This is a genomic window from Bradyrhizobium sp. BR 10261 (assembly GCF_019455395.1).
Classification (GTDB): domain Bacteria; phylum Pseudomonadota; class Alphaproteobacteria; order Rhizobiales; family Xanthobacteraceae; genus Bradyrhizobium; species Bradyrhizobium manausense.
In genome coordinates, this window is sequence record NZ_JACOFQ010000032.1 from 45,220 (window position 1) to 58,873 (window position 13,654).

A 13,654-nucleotide genomic window follows, 5' to 3' on the forward strand; every position below is an offset into this window, starting at 1 on the left:
GATGATGCCACCCTACCACTGTTTTGCCCGACGCCTCAAGGCAAATTTCGTAAAATCAGCATTCGCATCGAAAATGCGCTGTCTCGCCCGAACCTTGGCTACTGTGCATGGGGTTGTTTTCGACGTCTGTGACGACGACTACCCTCGTCGTCGCGCAGCCGTCGCATCGACGACGCTGTCCACCTCCTCGCGCCACGACAAAATCTCCATCGCCAGCACGGGATGATTGAACCCCTTGAGCTGGAGATCGTCGAGCGCGCGCGCCTCGACCCATGGCTCGACCATGCCGTAGACGCGGCGGCTCACCACGATCTGGTTGGGCTTGGCCTCGGCGCAGAGGCGCGAGGCGAGGTTGGTGACGCTGCCGATCGCGGCATATTCCAGCCGCTGCTCGAAGCCGACCTGGCCGAGCGTGGCATAGCCGAGCGCGATGCCGATGCCGAAGCCGAGGCTGTGCCCGCGGTTGCGCCAGCGCTCGGTCAAGGGACCGATCGTGTCGCGCATCTCCACCGCCATTTTCACGGCGCGCTTTGTGTGGTCCTCGAACTGGATCGGCGCATTGAACAGGATCATCACGCCGTCGCCGGCATATTTGTCCAGCGTGCCCTCATATTTGAAGATCAGCTGGCCGAGCGCGGCGTGATATTCGCGCAGCACGTTCATCGCCTCTTCCGGCTCGGTCGCTTCCGTGAACGCGGTGAAGCCGCGCAAATCGCAGAACACCACGGTGACCTCGCGGCGCTGGCTGGTGAGCAGGCCCTCCGGGCTGTCGGACGAGGCGATCAGCTGCGCCACCTGCGGCGCCAGGAAACGCTCGAGCTTGCGAATGCGCTCGATCTCGCCGAGTTGTGTTGCGACGCGCTCTTCCAGCGACTTGTTCCAGTTCCTCAGCTGCTCCGTCTGCTCGCGCAGCTTGTCGGCCTGGGCGCGCACGGTCTCGTTCGCGGTCTCCAGCGCGTGGCTCTTGTGGGCGACCTCGGTGAACAGGCGCGCATTGCGCATCGCCAGCACGGCCTGGTTGGCGAAGGTGCGCATCAGGCCGGTGAGGCTGCCTTCGAATGCGCCGCCGGCACGGCGCAGCACCACCAGCGCGCCGAGCGTGCCCTGCTGGTCGACCAGCGGCACCACCAGCACGGAGTGGAAGCCGGCGGCGACCGCGACCTCGCGCAGCGGCTGCTCGGCGGCGTGATCGAGATCGGCAATCGCGATCGGCTCGCCGCTCCTGGCGGCATCGCTCAGAACATTCTCGCCCTCGTCGATGGTGACATGGCCGCCGGTGGCCGATTTGTCGATGCCGTTGGCCTCGACCAGGTTGAAGCGGCGCGGCTCGGCCTCATAGCCGTAGATCAGCACCGCATCGGCATGGCTGATCTCCAGCGCGCGGGCGGCGATCGTCGGCAGCACGGCGTTGAGGTCGAGCGAGGACGACAGCGCGCGGCCGACCTCTTCCAGCACTCTCAGCTCGTTGATCGACTGCGCGAGGTCGCGGGTGCGCGCCTCGACCTTGGTTTCGAGGTCCGTATAGGTCTCCTGGAGCTGGCCGGCCATGCGGTTGAACTGGCCGGCGAGATCTTCCAGCTCGTCAGAGGTGTGCACGTCGATGCGGTGGCTGAAGTCGCCCTCGCCGAGCTTGTGCGCGCCGTCGCGCAGCGCCGTGATCGGGATGATCATGCGGCGCGCCAGCAGCGTGCCGGCGAGGATCGCGACCAGGAGCCCCATGCCGATCAAGAGCGCGATGCGCACGAGCTGGTCGCGGATCGGCATCAAGGCCTGCGCGGTCGGCTGCTCGAACAGCACGCTCCAGCCGAGCTTCGGCACCGTGCTCGCAGCTGACAGCACCGAATGGCCGTTGAAGTCCGTGCCAGACATATCGCCCTCGCCGCCGGGCGCAATCGCAGCTGCGACTTGCGGCAGCTTCGACAGATCCGTGCCGACATCGGGCCCCTTCGACGATGTCGCCAGCACGCGGCCGCGCGGATCGACGACATAGGCGAAGGCGGCCTTGCCGACCTGGTTGTCCGACAGGTAGTCGGAGAGGAAGCTGAGATCGACCTCGGCCACGGTGACGCCGGCGTTGAAGCCGGAATGTGCCACCGAAATCGACATCATCGGCCTGCCATCGACGAAACTGGCCGGCGAGAAGCTCACCCCGCGCGCCACCGTGTCGGTGAAGCGCATGTCGCGGGAGAGGTCGGCGTTGCCGCCTGATGTGGTCGACTGGCGCGAGACGCGCAGCACCTCGCGGCCCTCGCCATTGAGCTGGTACAGCTGGGTGACGACCGAGACCTGATGCAGCAGCTGGGCATAGCCGGTGCGGCGCTTCTCGAGCGTGTCCTGGCTTGCCGCCGTGACCCAGCTGATCTGGCGCTCGAGCTCGGAGATCGACTGCTCCATACGGCGGGCGGCGGCCTGCGCCTTGTCCTCGAGCCCGCCGGTCAGCTGGGTCCTGGTGGCGCGATAGGAGATCCAGGTCTCCATCGCGCCGTTGACCGCGAGCACGAACACGACGAGGCCGACGAGGGAGACGACGTATTTGGCGAACAGGCCCTCGCGCAGAACCCAGGTCTTGTCTTTCGCTCCCGCCATCCGGATCCTCTCGCGCCGTGACCGACGCCGGCGCTAAGGGCCGTACGGGCCCTATCGCCCTTCTAGCACAATTTGGGTGCTTGGACCGGCAAGGGGCGAGGAACGGGCTGGTGTGGTTACCTATCGGGGAATGCCGGGCCGACCGGGCGGTGAATTGTCGCAGCTGGTTGCGGGCGAAGTTCGACGCCTTGATCCGCCCATCACCGATTGAACAGCTGCCGCATCACGTCGTTCATCGGCTGGCTGTCCTGCTGGGCCTGGGGCGGATCCTGGATCGGCGGGGCGGGCGAAGCCTGCGGCGCCGGGGTGGTCGAGTTGCCTGGCAGGCCGCGGCTTCGGCCGGTGCCGTTAGCGGCGCCGCTCGAGAGCCCCTGCTGGATCAGATTGCCGATCGCCTCGCCCAGCTGGCCGCCGAGCAGATTGTTCTGCCCCTGTCCTTGCCCCGGCTGCTGGACTTGCGGATTGGCATTGCCGCCACCCGGAGCGGCGCTGCCAAGACCAAAGCTGTTCAGGATGTTGCCAAGCCCGGCGCCGTCGGGGCCGAACAGGCCCTTGCCCATTTCGCGAAGCTTGGCATAGGCGGCCTCAGGATTGTCGAGCACGCCGGCCATGTCGGGATAGATCCGCGGCTGCGACCAGGCGCCCGTGATCATCACGGGAATGCCGAAGCCGACAGGCTCGGAGGTGCGGCCCTGGCCTTCCGTCGTCATCACCAGCTTCGGTTCGACGCGGAAGCCCATCATCTTGGTGTCGAGCGCGATGGTGCCGGCGCCGGTGACGCGTACCAGCGGCCCGATCAGATTGAGATCGGTCGTCACCGCCTGGCCCTTGTCGATGCGGAACGAGGCGGAGAGTTGCGACAGATCCGTGCTCTGCTCCTGGCTGGAGCTTTGGTTGGGGTTCAGGTTGTCCTGCCAGCCGCTCAGCGTGCCCGAGGTCAGCGAGCGGATCATCTGCGCGATATTGATGCCGCGGATGGCGCCGTCCTGGAAATTGACGAAGGCGTTGCCTTGCATGTTCGCCATCAGCGCGCGCTGGCTGGTGCCGGCGCTGCGCAGGGCGAGCTTGGCCTGCAGCTTGCCGTCGATCCGGTCGAATTCGGCAAGGCCCTGGAGCAGCGGCAGCGCGCGCACGCCGACCAGGTCGGAATGCATCGCGAAGCTCGGCGCGCCGCTGGTTGCATCGAGGATCACCTCGCCCGAGACCTGGCCGCCATAGGCGCCGAGATTGGCGGTGCCGGCCTTCAAGATGCCGCCGGCGAGCTTTGCATCGAGCGCCAGTGGCGCAAGACGGGCCTCACCGATGACGGCTTCGTTGGCCGAGATCCTGACCTGCGCGTCGACATAGTTGAGCCCGGATACGTCGATGGCTGCATCGCTCCAGGCCTGTGCGGCCGCGCCGTCAGGCGATCTGGCCAGCGGGATTGTGAGGCGCTGGAAGTCGAGATCGAGCTTCACCAGCGGCTTGCTCGCGATATCGACCGAAGCCCAACCGTTGAAGGCGCCGTCGCCGAGGGTGCCGTTGACGCCGTTGATCATCACGACCGTGCCGTTCAGCCGCAGCTCGGCATGGCCGGCGAGCTGCGACTTCAGCACGTCGGGCATGTCGACGGCGAAATCCACCGGGACGGTCTGCCGCTCGATCGGCGGCGCCGGGCTGGTCGCCTTGATGTCGAACTTGGTCGGGTGTTCGCCGATGCGCGCGGTGCCGACAATGTTCAGCTTGCGATCCCGGCCGTTGACGACGTCCGCATTGATCGCGCTGACGCGGCCTTCGACGCGATCGCGTGCGCGCGCGAATGCGACTTCGCCATTGCTGATCCTGACGCGGTCTATGGTTGCGTCGTCCATGTTGAGCGCGAGCGGTTTTGGCGACGCGTCTGCGTTGGGCAGGCGCTCACGCAGCAGCGGCTGGTACAGCACGGGATGGCTGACGATGATCTCGCTGATCTCGGGATGGCCCGACCACACGCTTGCGAGCGACATGTCGGCCTGCACCGTGTCGATGGTCACGCGTGTCACGCCGCTGCGGTCTTTGGGATCGGCAAGCGTGAGGTCGTTCAGCGTGACGTTCAGCGTCGGCCACAGGCTGATCTTCGTGGTTCCGTCGATCGAGAGGCGATACCCGGTCGCCTGCTCGACGCGCGAGGCGATCGTCGCAGCCAAAAAGCCCGAGGGAACCCCGATCACCAGCAGCAGAACGATTACGATGATGATCGCGGCCACCGCCGCGCCGGCGAATTTCACTGCTCTCATATCGACTTTCCAACGACGGACGGGCGGCGTCGCATCAGGCGGATGACCCGTCCTTTGCGCCAAGCTTATCCCGGGACGGGAAGCCGCTCCAAGCGACTAAAAATAATCGGGAGGTGCTGCAAAGTTATGTGACTTATGACACACTTCTCCGGCGCGGTATTACGCGATTCTGACGTTCATGCTTCCAAGCGATTTGCCCCGGAAATTGACGAGTGAATTCACAAGGACGCTGAAATGAGCAAGCAGGCCGAATTTGCGGTCATTCTGAAAATGAATGCCATGTTCGCCGATCTTGGCGCGGACGAACTCCAGCGTTTGTCCAATCTCTGCCACACCCAGCATCTGGCGAGCGGCGAGGTGCTGTTCCAGAAGGGTGACCCGGGTAACGCGCTGTTCGGCGTGCGCCGCGGCCAGGTCCGCATCGAGACCGGCGCCTCCGACGGCAGCCGGCTGACGCTGAATTTCATGGGTCCGGGCGATCTGTTCGGCGAAGTCGCGGTGCTGGACGGCCAGAGTCGCACTGCGGATGCGACCGCGGGCGAGACCAGCGAATTGTTCGTGTTGCGGCGCGAAGATTTCCTCGCCTTCCTCGAGCGGGAGCCGAAGGTCGCGATCAAAATCATCGCACTGCTGTGCCAGCGGATCCGCTGGCAGAGCGAGCGCATGGAAGAGTCGATGTTGCAGCCGTTGCCGGTGCGGCTGGCGCGACGGCTCTGCGCGCTGGCCGCCGATTTCGGCTCCGAGGTGCACATCTCGCAGGAGCAGCTCGGTGTCTTCGTCGGTGCCGCGCGCGAGAGCGTCAACCGCCAGCTTCAGGCTTGGCGCAAGGAAGCGATCCTGGACCTGCAGCGTGGCCGCATCCTGCTGCGGAACATGACCAAGCTGACCGCGATCGCCCGGAACGAGTAGGGGCCTGGCGACGCCGCTCCTCGTTGGAGCCGCCGCTACTCAGCGGCCGGATGCACAACGCTCTTCGGCATCGGCGGCGCTTCCGGCGTCGCAGCGCCATGATGATCCCCCGTCTCTGCATCCGCGCTGTGCACGATCATCCGCTTGCCGAAGCGCCAGATCAGCGCGCCGATGTCGTCCATCACCATGAACATCGCGGGGACGAACACCAGCGACAGGATGGTCGAAAAGATCAGGCCGCCGATCACAGCGAGCGCCATCGGCGAGCGGAACTCGCCGCCGGCGCCGACCGCGAGCGCGCTCGGCATCATGCCGGCGGCCATCGCGATCGTGGTCATCACGATCGGACGGGCTCGCTTCATGCCGGCGTCGATCATCGCCTCTTCGCGCGGCTTGCCGGCATGGATGGATTCGATGGCGAATTCCACCAGCATGATCGCGTTCTTGGTGACGATTCCCATCAGCATCAGGATGCCGATCCAGACCGGCGTCGTGAGCTGCTTGCCGGTGACGAGCAGCGCTGCGATCGCGCCGCCGATCGAGAGCGGAAGCGAGAACAGGATGGTGATCGGCTGCAGGAAGGTGCCGAACAACAGCACCAGCACCGCATAGACCATCATCAGGCCTGCGGTGATGGCGGTGGCAAAGCCGTCGGAGAGCTCGTTGAGGCTTTCGGCATCGCCGGAGGGCGAGACCTTCACGCCCTTCGGCAGGCTCTTCATGACAGGCAGTTCGTAGATCTTCTTGGTGGCATCGCCGAGCGCTGCGGAGCCGACGAGGTCGGCGGCGACGGTGGCCTGCCGCTCGCGGTCGTAGCGGTTGATGCTGGTCGGGCCCTGGTCGAGCTTGACGTCGGCGATGACAGCGAGCGGCACGCCGCCCTTCTCGCCGTGCTCACCGAGCGGAACACGCAGCTGCTCGAGCGTCTTGAGATTGCCGCGGGCGGCATCCTCGAGCTGCACGCGGATCGGCACCAGGCGGTCGCCGACGTCGAACTTGGCAAGCGCCGGACCGACGTCGCCGATGGTCGCGACACGGATGGTCTGCGACAGGCTTTCGGTCGAGACGCCGAGCCGCGCGGCAAGATCGGCACGCGGCTCGATGCGCAGCTCGGGACGTTCCAGCGAGGTTTCCGAGATCACGTCGGAGATGGTCGGAATCCGCTTCATCTGCGTCGCAAGCTCGCTGGCGACGTTGTTGACGATATTTGGGTCGACACCGGTCACCACCAGCGAGATCGCGCGCAGGCCGTTCTCGTCCAGGAACCAGAAGCGGATATCAGGGACGTTCTCCAGCTCCTGGCTGATCGAAAATTCGAGCTCGCGCTGGGTGATCTTGCGGTCGTTCTTCGGTGTGTAATTGATGATCAGAGAGGCGCGCCGGACTTCCTGCGTGCCCGGTGGAACGCGTCCGCCGTCAACGAAGATGCTCTTCACCTCGGGCCGCTGGCGCAGACGCGCGACGATGTCCTCGGTGACTTTCTCGGTATAGGCGAGCTGCGTGCCCGGAGGCAGTTCGAGGGCCAGCAGCGAGCGGGCGCTGTCCTGCGCCGGCAGGAAGCCCTGCGGCAGCAGCGTGATGCTCCAGATCGAGGCCGCGAAGATGCCGAAGCCGATCAGCACGGTGATGAAATAGTGCTTCACGGACCACGAGACGATGCTGTGATAAGTGCGCAGGATGCGGCCGGGCGGCGGCTCTTCGTGCGCATGGTGCTTGAGGAAGTAGGCCGCCAGCATCGGCGTGACGAAGCGTGCCGCGAGCAGCGAGAAGAACACCTGCACCGAGACGGTGATGCCGAACTGCTTGAAGAACTGCCCGGCGATACCGGACATGAAGCTCGCGGGCGCGAAGATGGCGATAATGGTCAGCGAGATCGCGATCACGGCGAGGCCGATCTCGTCGGCGGCTTCCAGCGCGGCGCGGTAGGGCGATTTGCCCATGTTCATGTGCCGCACGATATTCTCGATCTCGACGATGGCGTCGTCGACCAGGATGCCTGTCGACAGCGTGATGGCGAGGAAGCTGACGAGGTTGAGCGAGAAGCCGAGGATGTCCATCGCCCAGAACGCCGGGAAGATCGACAGTGGCAGCGAGACCGCCGCGATGATGGTGGCGCGCAAATCGCGCAAGAACAGCAGCACGATGACGACGGCGAGGATGGCGCCCTCGAACAAGGTCGAGATCGCCGCTTCGTAATTGCCGTTGGTGTAGTCGACGGAGGTGTCGATCAGCTTGAGATCGACATCGGGATAGGCGGCCTTGAGCGCGTCGATGCGCTTCTGCACGGCCTCGGCGACCTTCACGTCGCTGGCGCCCTTGGAGCGCTTGATGCCGAGCGCGACCACCGGCTCGCCGTTGAAGCGGGCGAAGGTGCGACGATCCGCGATGGTGTCGGTCACGGTGCCGAGATCGTCCAGGCGCACCTCGCCGCCGCCGAACAGCGGGACCATGGTGCCGGTGAGGTCGCTGAGCGTCTTGGCGCCGGCCAGGGTGCGGATCGCCTGGTCGTTCTTGCCGATCTCGGCGCGGCCGCCGGCAACGTCGACATTGGTGCCGCGCAGGCTCTGGCTGACATTGACGGCCGTCAGCCCCATCGCCTGCAGGCGATCGGGATCGAGCGAGACCAGGATCTCGCGCTCGACGCCGCCGATGCGCTCGACCTGCGCGACCCCGCGCACGCCTTGCAGCGCGCGCTTGACCACGTCATCGACGAAATAAGACAGCTGCTCCGGCGTCTTGCCCGGCGAGATGGCGGCGTAGGTGACGATCGGCAGGCCGATCACGTCGACGCGCTGGATCAGCGGCTCGGTGACGTTCTGCGGCAGGTTCGAGCGCACGCGAGTCACCGCGTCCTTGACGTCGTTGAGGGCGCGATCAGTGTTGGTTTCCAGCGCGAACTGGATGGTGGTGACCGACACGCCGTCGGTAATCGAGGAGGTGATGTGCCTGACGCCCTCGACGCCGGAGACGGCGTCTTCAACCGTCTTGGTAACCTGGGATTCGAGCTCTGCCGGTGCGGCGCCGAACTGCGAGACGGCGACCGAGATGACGGGAATGTCGGCGGAAGGCAGCCGGGTGATGGCGAGCTTGGTGAAGGAGGTCCAGCCGAGGATCAGAAGGATGATCGAGAAGACCACCGACGGCAGCGGATTGCGGATCGACCATGCCGAGATATTGAGAGCCATTAGCGTACCCGCGTGCGATCGAGTTCATCGGCGAACATGGTCTTGATCTGGTCGCCGTCATGCAGCGAAGAGCCGGCGTCGGCGACGACGATCTCGCCGACCTCGACCCCGTCGAGGATTTCCGTTTGGCTGTCGGATGTCAGCCCGACGCGCACCCTTCGCGTCTCGACGACATTGCCTTTGACCACCTGCACGGTGAGATGGTCGATCGCGGTCTTGGGAACCGCGACGCCGCAGCTTCGCTTGGCGTCGATGGAGGCGCGGGCAAACACGCCGACCTTCAGCGAGGGATTGTTGGCGACGCTGATGCGGACGCGGCCGAGCTGCGTGGCGCGGTCGATCTCGGGCGCGACCAGGCGGACCCGGCCGATCAGATCGGCAGCGTCGTCCCGGCTGATCCGCACCGTCGCGCCGGTGCTGAGCTTGGGCATGTGCACGGCCGGGACCTGCGCGTCCAGCTCGATCTCATTGTTGACGGCGATACGGAACATCGGTCCCGCCTGCGGCGAGGCCGGCGCACCCACGATGGTGCGCACTTCCGTGATGAGACCCGGCGCCGGCGCCTTCAGGGAGATTGGACCCTGCGGCCCCGGCCGTTGCGGCTGGCCGGGGATCTGCGGCGGCGCCGTCAGCCGCGCCAGCTCCTGATTTTCGGTGACGATGGTGCCTTCGGTGACGAACAGGTCGGTGACCTTCGATCCCTCCTGATCGGCCATGACCACGGCCTCGCGCCGCGGCACGAAGAAGCCGGTCACGCGCACGAGGTCGGAGAAGCAGGCATTGGTCGACTTCGTGACGATGACGAGCGCCTCGCCCGGCGTCTCCTTCGCCTCGGGGCGATGCCGATGCTCGAACCAGTAATAGCCGACGCCGAGCACAAGAATGAACGCCGCGGTTCCTGCAGGCTTGAGATATTCGGAGATGTTCATCGCCGGATCATCCTGGCCTGGTTCGGGGTTGTCGGGAACGAATCCCTGAAACGAAGCGGCGTCCCGCAGGGCTGCGGGACGCGCGCTGGGACCAATAGTTTACACCACATCAGGACTTGTCGCCTTCAACCGATTGCGTCACTTCGATGCGGTGGTCTTGTTTTCCATATTGACGACCTGCACGCGCCGGTTCACCTCGGCCAGCGGCTGACTCGGATCCTTCAGCTTGCTCTTGCCATAGCCGACGGTGACGAGGTCGGTGGCGGCGATGCTGTACTTCTCGACCAGATAGCGCTTGATCGAATCCGCGCGGCGTTCCGACAGATCCTGATTGTAGGCTTCGCCGCCGGCGGCGTCGGTGTGGCCTGCCACCACGAAGGTCGAGCCCTTGAGCTCGGGGCTGGTCAGCGCACGGCCGAGCGCCTGCACCGAAGGCAGCGACTTGGCGCTGATATCGGCCGAGTTGTAGTCGAAGGTGATTTCGAGATCGATATTCGGCTTGTCCTTGGCGGCGGTCGCGATCTCCTCGCGCTCGGTCGAGGAGAGCGAGCGCGTGGCGCGGCCGCGGACGGACTGGATCAACTTGGTCTCCGCCGCGGTCGGGACGGGATCCGCCTGCGGGCCGATCGAAAGGCCGCGGGTCAGGGGCTTTTTCGGCGGCGGCGCCAGGGCCCGGACAATCTCGTCCTCGGTGACGTTCTTGCTGTTGCCGTCGTCGCCGGCGAAGGCGGGCGGGAGCGATAGCACGGCACCGAGGGCGACGATGGACAGGATTGCGGTCAGTCCTCTTGCGGCCAAATTCATTATCTGTCCCTCCTGCGCGAGCCCGCGCGGTTCCAAAATTTCTGCAAGTGGCCCACGGCCAGGTCGCCTGCGGCATCCATTCGGTTAGTCTTGGCCGGGGCGCCAGGGTTCGAGGCGCCGTCCGTCCGAAATCAAAAAAATATCAACGCACTCCGTAACTTGCGAATTCCTGCACGATGTTCGGATCCATCGCCTTGGCATTGGCGATGTCGAGCGAGCCTTCCTGGGTCGAGCCGTTGCGCTGCTTGGCCACGCCGCGGCCGTAAAGCGAGGAGGTCAGGCGCGGGTTGATCTTCAAGGCGGCGTCGAAATCGGCGATGGCGTTCTTCACCGCGCCCGATTTGAGGTTCACCAGCCCGCGGCTATCCAGTGCATCGACGAAATTCGGCCGCAGCCGCAGCGCCTCGTTGCAGTCCTTCAGCGCGCCCTGGAGATCGCCGACCACGGTGCGGGTCCAGCAGCGATTGTTCAGGGCCTCGACGTCCTTCGAATTGATCCGCAGCGTGTCGTCGAAATCCTTGATGGCGAGGGTGTAGGCTCCCTTGCTTGCATAGACCTGGCCGCGCCGGTACAGCGCATTCACGTCGTCAGGATTGGCGGCGATCTTGGCCGTCAGGCTCTTGATGGTGGGATCTTCCTGCAGTGCGGCCGCGCTCGGGCCGCCGTCCGCATTTGCCGGCGGAGCGGGCTCGGCCGGTTTGACCGGCGGTGGTGGCGGAGGCAGCGCGGCGTCCACCTGCGGCTTCGGCGAGGGCGGCGGCGGTGATGGAGGTGCCGGCGGCGCCGGCGGATTATTCGCAGCCACAGGGGCAGGCGGAGCGGGCGGAGACGGAGGCGGATTGCTGGCAACAGGGGCCGGCGGCGGTGCGGGAGGCGCCGGCGGCGTTTCCGCCGGGCGCGATCCGCTCGCCCCCGGAATGAACGAGAAATCCTCGGCAAGCGAGGACGAGATCCAGGGCACCTGCTCGCCGCGTGAGGCGCGGGTGACGCCCATCTTGGTGCGGTTCAGCGTTTCCTCGGCCATCAGGTCGGGGACGCGGATTTCCTTGAGCAGCTCCTGGACGAACAGGCTGTGGTCGCCGCCGGCATCCGACACCACGGACGCCAGTGCGGCCGAATACATCACGAGCGTGCCGTTCGGCGCGATCACCGGCGTCAGGCCGGCCGAAAAGCTGCGGAAGCGGCGCTCGAACGGGTTGCGCCTGGAGGCATCGATCAGCGCGATCTTGACGCCGGCGCCGCGGGTGTTGAGCTCGCCCAGGATGGCCTCGATGCTAAACCCGTCGCGGCGGACATCGGACTCGGTCCAGATCTGTGCATCGACCGGGATCAGGTAGCTCTGGCGCGCCGACTGGATGCCGAACCCGCTGTAGAATACCAGCGCCACCGCGCCCGGCTTGATCTTGCCATAGAGCTTGTCGAAGGCGCGGCGCATGGCGTCGCCGGTGAGGTTCTCGCCGACCTCGACCGTAAAACCGTCACGCTTGAGCTCGTCGGCGACGTCACGGGCATCGTTGATCGGCTCCTTCAGCGGGCTGTCGGCATCGGGATATTTGGCATTGCCGATCACCAGCGCGAAGCGGTCGCCGGCCGCATGCGACGCAGCGGTCGGGACCAGCAAGACAAGCAATGGCAGAAGAAAAAGGAAGCGAGTTTTCATAATCAGCGCGGTCCAGCCAAAAAGGCGCCGTTCCCAGCTTGCGCCGCGGCGACCTTAACTTACGCAAAGGGCATTATCAAACCGGGGAGCGGGGGCGTCAACCGCTTGGAGTTTCTGCACTATCGCGACAATTGAGCGCGAGGCGCAGGCCGGCGGCGAGGGGAATAGATCGACGATCAGGGCTCTCCTCGACGCAAGCTCGTTCAGGGTTCCGAATGCCATGTTAGGCCGGCACTCGCGACGAAAATGTGATCGGTCTCACATTGCTGCCGGGGTCGCTGCAACCGCGCGGTTTGACCTTTGCGGCCGGCGATGGCTTGGTGCGCCAAGGTCCACTCAGAAAAGCAAAAGCCGGGATCAAGGTCATGGGAAACGCCTACGAAATCTACGCCTTGCGCTATGCGACGATGTCGCCGCGCACCCCCAGCATGAATTTTCTGGCGCCGGATCCGCACGACAGCGCGGCACAGGACCTCGACTACTTCGTTTGGCTGATCCGCGGGCCGGGCCGCGATATCCTGGTCGATACCGGCTTCAATGCCGAAGAGGCGCGCCTGCGCGCGCGAAAACTGACGCTCGATCCGGTCGATGCGCTGGAGCGCTTCGGCGTCGCCGCATCGAGCATCCGCGACATCATCGTGACGCATCTGCATTACGACCATGCCGGCAATCTCGATCGCTTTCCAAACGCACGCTTCCACCTCCAGGAGCGCGAGATGGCTTATGCGACCGGCCGCTGCATGTGTAACGGACTGCTGCGTCATCCGTTCTCGGTCGAGCACGTCACCCAGATGGTGCGCCATGTCTATGGGGAGCGCGTCACATTCCATTCCGGCGATGGCGAGGTCGCGCCCGGCGTGACCGTGCACCGCGTCGGCGGCCATTCCGACGGCTTGCAGGTGGTCAAGGTCGAGACCGCGCGCGGCCCGGTGGTGCTGGCGTCCGATGCAGCGCATTATTACGCCAATCTGCAGCGCAGGAGCCCATTCCCGATCGTCTACAATGTCGGCGACATGGCGGCCGGCTGGGAGACGATCGAACGCCTCGCCGGGCATCCCGATCGCTACATTCCCGGTCACGATCCTGTTGTGACGGAAATCTATCCGCGCGCCAGCGACAAGCTCGACGCCTGGGCGCTGCATCTGCCGCCGACGCGGTCGTTTGCGAAATAGTGCGGCAGCGTCATTCCGGGGCGTGCGTAGCGCGAGCCCGGAATCCATACATCCTCGCAACCTGTGGCCAGATCGAATCCGGGCTCGCCGCTTTGCGGCGCCCCGGAATGACAGAGCGGGCTAATACCCCTGCTTCGCGTCCGCCTCTTCATCG

Annotated in this window: 8 protein-coding genes; 2 read left to right on the forward strand and 6 right to left on the reverse strand. The window is 65.4% G+C overall.

Translation table 11 applies throughout. The features are described from left to right. Positions 1-138 precede the first annotated feature (138 nt). Together HYH07_RS29590 and HYH07_RS29595 are read right to left on the reverse strand one after the other, a co-directional pair. Positions 139-2,586: an adenylate/guanylate cyclase domain-containing protein gene (locus tag HYH07_RS29590; RefSeq protein WP_220005773.1), complete on the reverse strand. Its 2,448-nt coding sequence runs from the start codon at positions 2,584-2,586 to the stop codon at positions 139-141. A gap of 200 nt (positions 2,587-2,786) precedes the next feature. Further along, complete coding sequence (locus tag HYH07_RS29595) at positions 2,787-4,841, reverse strand: AsmA family protein (RefSeq protein ID WP_220005774.1); 2,055 nt, start codon at positions 4,839-4,841, stop codon at positions 2,787-2,789. Positions 4,842-5,075: 234 nt separating this feature from the next. Here HYH07_RS29595 and HYH07_RS29600 point away from each other — a divergent pair, with 234 nt between their 5' ends. Then, the gene (locus tag HYH07_RS29600; protein WP_220005775.1) at positions 5,076-5,750 is read left to right on the forward strand and encodes a Crp/Fnr family transcriptional regulator; all 675 of its coding nucleotides are present in this window, start codon (positions 5,076-5,078) and stop codon (positions 5,748-5,750) included. A gap of 35 nt (positions 5,751-5,785) precedes the next feature. On the opposite strand, the gene HYH07_RS29605 is transcribed toward HYH07_RS29600, so the two are convergent. The 4 genes from HYH07_RS29605 to HYH07_RS29620 form a co-directional block, all read right to left on the reverse strand. Continuing rightward, on the reverse strand, positions 5,786-8,935 hold the full coding sequence (locus HYH07_RS29605; protein ID WP_220005776.1) for an efflux RND transporter permease subunit: 3,150 nt from the start codon (positions 8,933-8,935) through the stop codon (positions 5,786-5,788). Beyond that, on the reverse strand, positions 8,935-9,864 hold the full coding sequence (locus HYH07_RS29610; RefSeq protein ID WP_220005777.1) for an efflux RND transporter periplasmic adaptor subunit: 930 nt from the start codon (positions 9,862-9,864) through the stop codon (positions 8,935-8,937). Before HYH07_RS29610 ends, HYH07_RS29605 begins: the two co-directional genes overlap by 1 nt. A 138-nt stretch (positions 9,865-10,002) precedes the next feature. Then, positions 10,003-10,668 carry an OmpA family protein gene (locus HYH07_RS29615; RefSeq protein ID WP_220005778.1) on the reverse strand — a complete coding sequence of 222 codons (666 nt, stop codon included), beginning with the start codon at positions 10,666-10,668 and terminating at the stop codon, positions 10,003-10,005. Positions 10,669-10,810: 142 nt separating this feature from the next. Continuing rightward, positions 10,811-12,328: a caspase family protein gene (locus tag HYH07_RS29620; protein ID WP_220005779.1), complete on the reverse strand. Its 1,518-nt coding sequence runs from the start codon at positions 12,326-12,328 to the stop codon at positions 10,811-10,813. Positions 12,329-12,693: 365 nt separating this feature from the next. Between HYH07_RS29620 and HYH07_RS29625 the strand changes: the two genes are divergently transcribed. Beyond that, positions 12,694-13,500 carry an N-acyl homoserine lactonase family protein gene (locus HYH07_RS29625; protein ID WP_220005780.1) on the forward strand — a complete coding sequence of 269 codons (807 nt, stop codon included), beginning with the start codon at positions 12,694-12,696 and terminating at the stop codon, positions 13,498-13,500. The last annotated feature ends 154 nt before the right edge of the window (positions 13,501-13,654 follow it).

Excerpts from the sequence above, each read along its gene's own strand:
- HYH07_RS29625 (WP_220005780.1), top strand. The coding sequence starts at position 12,694 with ATGGGAAACGCCTACGAAATCTACGCCTTGCGCTATGCGACGATGTCG.
- HYH07_RS29610 (WP_220005777.1), bottom strand. The coding sequence starts at position 9,864 with ATGAACATCTCCGAATATCTCAAGCCTGCAGGAACCGCGGCGTTCATT.
- HYH07_RS29590 (WP_220005773.1), bottom strand. The coding sequence starts at position 2,586 with ATGGCGGGAGCGAAAGACAAGACCTGGGTTCTGCGCGAGGGCCTGTTC.
- HYH07_RS29600 (WP_220005775.1), top strand. The coding sequence starts at position 5,076 with ATGAGCAAGCAGGCCGAATTTGCGGTCATTCTGAAAATGAATGCCATG.
- HYH07_RS29615 (WP_220005778.1), bottom strand. The coding sequence starts at position 10,668 with ATGAATTTGGCCGCAAGAGGACTGACCGCAATCCTGTCCATCGTCGCC.
- HYH07_RS29595 (WP_220005774.1), bottom strand. The coding sequence starts at position 4,841 with ATGAGAGCAGTGAAATTCGCCGGCGCGGCGGTGGCCGCGATCATCATC.
- HYH07_RS29605 (WP_220005776.1), bottom strand. The coding sequence starts at position 8,935 with ATGGCTCTCAATATCTCGGCATGGTCGATCCGCAATCCGCTGCCGTCG.
- HYH07_RS29620 (WP_220005779.1), bottom strand. The coding sequence starts at position 12,328 with ATGAAAACTCGCTTCCTTTTTCTTCTGCCATTGCTTGTCTTGCTGGTC.